3 protein-coding genes are annotated in these 3,610 nt (G+C 53.1%); all 3 read left to right on the top strand.

Annotated features, from left to right (window positions below; genetic code table 11):
- Window positions 1-150 precede the first annotated feature (150 nt).
- The 3 genes from HMPREF2959_RS07560 to ispE all read left to right on the top strand — a co-directional run bounded on the left by HMPREF2959_RS07560 (window position 151) and on the right by ispE (window position 3,571).
- Window positions 151-1,995: a tetratricopeptide repeat protein gene (locus HMPREF2959_RS07560; protein ID WP_002243445.1), complete on the top strand. Its 1,845-nt coding sequence runs from the start codon at window positions 151-153 to the stop codon at window positions 1,993-1,995.
- 139 nt (window positions 1,996-2,134) lie between these two features.
- Complete coding sequence (locus tag HMPREF2959_RS07555) at window positions 2,135-2,716, top strand: outer membrane lipoprotein LolB (protein WP_002217487.1); 582 nt, start codon at window positions 2,135-2,137, stop codon at window positions 2,714-2,716.
- Between the two features lie 9 nt (window positions 2,717-2,725).
- Window positions 2,726-3,571, top strand: a complete 846-nt coding sequence (gene ispE / locus HMPREF2959_RS07550; protein ID WP_002243446.1) for a 4-(cytidine 5'-diphospho)-2-C-methyl-D-erythritol kinase — start codon at window positions 2,726-2,728, stop codon at window positions 3,569-3,571.
- The last annotated feature ends 39 nt before the right edge of the window (window positions 3,572-3,610 follow it).

Genomic DNA, 3,610 nt, shown 5'->3' with positions numbered 1-3,610 from the left:
ACACTAGTGTTGCACTTGAAATCCGAATCCAAGAGCATTTATTTTTTTGAACGGGGTTTCGCAAATCTACAAACGATTCTGCTTGTGATAAAGTTACGCCTGATTATATGCCGTCTGAAGGTTCGGACGGCTGTCGGATAAAGGATGATTATGTTACCTAACCGTTTCAAAATGTTAACTGTGTTGACGGCAACCTTGATTGCCGGACAGGTATCTGCCGCCGGAGGCGGTGCGGGGGATATGAAACAGCCGAAGGAAGTCGTAAAGGTTTTCAGAAAGCAGCAGCGTTACAGTGAGGAAGAAATCAAAAACGAACGCGCACGGCTTGCGGCAGTGGGCGAGCGGGTTAATCAGATATTTACGTTACTGGGAGGGGAAACCGCCTTGCAAAAGGGGCAGGCGGGAACGGCTCTGGCAACCTATATGCTGATGTTGGAGCGTACAAAATCCCCCGAAGTCGCCGAACGCGCCTTGGAAATGGCCGTGTCGCTGAACGCGTTTGAACAGGCGGAAATGATTTATCAGAAATGGCGGCAGATTGAGCCTATACCGGGTAAGGCGCAAAAACGGGCGGGGTGGCTGCGGAACGTGCTGAGGGAAAGGGGAAATCAGCATCTGGACGGACTGGAAGAGGTGCTGGCACAATCGGACGATGTGCAAAAACGCAGGATATTTTTGCTGCTGGCACAAGCCGCCGTGCAGCAGGACGGATTGGCGCAAAAAGCATCGAAAGCGGTTCGCCGCGCGGCGTTGAAATATGAACATCTGCCCGAAGCGGCGGTTGCCGATGTGGTGTTCAGCGTACAGGGACGCGAAAAGGAAAAGGCAATCGGAGCTTTGCAGCGTTTGGCGAAGCTCGATACGGAAATATTGCCCCCCACTTTAATGACGTTGCGTCTGACTGCACGCAAATATCCCGAAATACTCGACGGCTTTTTCGAGCAGACAGACACCCAAAACCTTTCGGCCGTCTGGCAGGAAATGGAAATTATGAATCTGGTTTCCCTGCACAGGCTGGATGATGCCTATGCGCGTTTGAACGTGCTGTTGGAACGCAATCCGAATGCAGACCTGTATATTCAGGCAGCGATATTGGCGGCAAACCGAAAAGAAGGTGCTTCCGTTATCGACGGCTACGCCGAAAAGGCATACGGCAGGGGGACGGAGGAACAGCGGAGCAGGGCGGCAATGACGGCGGCGATGATATATGCCGACCGAAGGGATTACACCAAAGTCAGGCAGTGGTTGAAAAAAGTGTCCGCGCCGGAATACCTGTTCGACAAAGGTGTGCTGGCGGCTGCGGCGGCTGTCGAGTTGGACGGCGGCAGGGCGGCTTTGCGGCAGATCGGCAGGGTGCGGAAACTTCCCGAACAGCAGGGGCGGTATTTTACGGCAGACAATTTGTCCAAAATACAGATGCTCGCCCTGTCGAAGCTGCCCGATAAACGGGAGGCTTTGAGGGGGTTGGACAAGATTATCGAAAAACCGCCTGCCGGCAGTAATACAGAGTTACAGGCAGAGGCATTGGTACAGCGGTCAGTTGTTTACGATCGGCTTGGCAAGCGGAAAAAAATGATTTCAGATCTTGAAAGGGCGTTCAGGCTTGCACCCGATAACGCTCAGATTATGAATAATCTGGGCTACAGCCTGCTTTCCGATTCCAAACGTTTGGACGAAGGCTTCGCCCTGCTTCAGACGGCATACCAAATCAACCCGGACGATACCGCTGTCAACGACAGCATAGGCTGGGCGTATTACCTGAAAGGCGACGCGGAAAGCGCGCTGCCGTATCTGCGGTATTCGTTTGAAAACGACCCCGAGCCCGAAGTTGCCGCCCATTTGGGCGAAGTGTTGTGGGCATTGGGCGAACGCGATCAGGCGGTTGACGTATGGACGCAGGCGGCACACCTTACGGGAGACAAGAAAATATGGCGGGAAACGCTCAAACGTCACGGCATCGCATTGCCCCAACCTTCCCGAAAACCTCGGAAATAATGCAGGTCCATCCTTTCAGACGGCATAAGGTTTGCCGGGAAGCCGGGGCATTCGGGCAAACGGCACGCAGTTCGCACGCGTTTTGCACGGCACGCCGAACCCGCCGGCCGGCAGGATGGCACCCGTTAAGGAAATTCTGATGAAACACACCGTATCCGCATCGGTCATCCTGCTTTTGACCGCTTGCGCGCAATTGCCTCAAAATAACGAAAACCTGTGGCAGCCGTCCGAACACACCCGCAGTTTCACGGCGGAAGGGCGGTTGGCAGTGAAAGCGGAAGGGAAAGGTTCGTATGCAAATTTCGATTGGACATACCAACCGCCCGTGGAAACCATCAATATCAATACCCCTTTGGGCAGTACGCTCGGGCAGTTGTGTCAAGACAGGGACGGCGCATTGGCAGTGGACGGCAAAGGAAATGTCTATCAGGCGGAAAGTGCGGAAGAATTGAGCAGGCAGCTGGTCGGTTTCAAACTGCCAATCCAATATCTGCATATCTGGGCAGATGGCAGGCGTGTGGCGGGCGCGCCTTACCGCATCCTGCCGGACGGCATATTGGAACAATACGGTTGGACTGTCGGCAGAACCGCCGACAGTGGGGGGCAAGTCCGAACGTTGCAACTGAATAACGGAAATTTGAACATCAGGCTGGTTTTCACCGAAATCGGTATGCCGTCTGAAACTGAAACCCCGGAACGCTGTGCGGCGCGCACGAGATAAGGCGGACAGATGAATATTGCGGACGGACGGCAGGCGTTTCCCGCACCTGCAAAACTGAATCTCGATTTGAGGATTACTGGAAAGCGGGAAGACGGTTATCACAATATCGAAAGCATATTCTGCCTGATAGATTTGCAGGATACCGTATATTTGAAACTAAGGGACGACGGCAAAATCATCCTGCACAATCCGGTTGATGGCATGCCGCAGGAAGCCGATTTGAGCTACCGTGCCGCATCGTTGCTGCAAAAATATGCGCGCAACCCCGCCGGCGTGGAAATATGGCTGGACAAAAAAATCCCGACAGGGGCGGGTTTGGGCGGCGGAAGCTCGGATGCGGCAACCGTTTTGCTGGTGTTGAACCGTTGGTGGCAGTGCGGTCTGACGCAGCGGCAGCTCATTGATTCGGGCGCGGCTCTGGGGGCGGACGTACCGTTTTTTATTTTCGGAAAAAATGCGTTTGCGCGGGGTATAGGCGACAGGCTGGACGAAATGGATATTCCGAAACAGTGGTATGTCATCGTCAAACCGCCCGTCCACGTTTCCACTGCAAAAATTTTCACACACGAAAGCTTGACACGGGATTCTGCCTCAAGCATAATGCCGACTTTCCAAAATCTGCGACCGTTTAGAAATGATATGCAGGCAGTTGTATTTAAAGAATACCCTGAAGTTTGGAAAGCCTATTCCGAGTTGTCCCGATATGGATTTGCCTTAATGACAGGTTCCGGGGCATGTGTATTCACGGCGTGTCAAGATAGGAATAGCGCATACAATATATACCGACAAGTTTCAGGTTTGTACGAGGCATATTTGGCAGAGGGTCTTTCAAAGCATCCTTTGTTGTCCGTATAAACATTGTTGGGGAGTCGTCAAGCGGTTAAGACACTGGAT

It is taken from the genome of Neisseria sp. HMSC070F02 (assembly GCF_001814225.1).
GTDB lineage: Bacteria > Pseudomonadota > Gammaproteobacteria > Burkholderiales > Neisseriaceae > Neisseria > Neisseria meningitidis.
The sequence above is the reverse complement of the archived record's forward strand: the minus strand, read 5'-3'. Positions and strand labels throughout refer to the sequence as shown.

Bases quoted from the DNA above. Each gene is read 5' to 3' on its own strand.
- ispE (WP_002243446.1), top strand. From the start codon at position 2,726: ATGAATATTGCGGACGGACGGCAGGCGTTTCCCGCACCTGCAAAACTG.
- HMPREF2959_RS07555 (WP_002217487.1), top strand. From the start codon at position 2,135: ATGAAACACACCGTATCCGCATCGGTCATCCTGCTTTTGACCGCTTGC.
- HMPREF2959_RS07560 (WP_002243445.1), top strand. From the start codon at position 151: ATGTTACCTAACCGTTTCAAAATGTTAACTGTGTTGACGGCAACCTTG.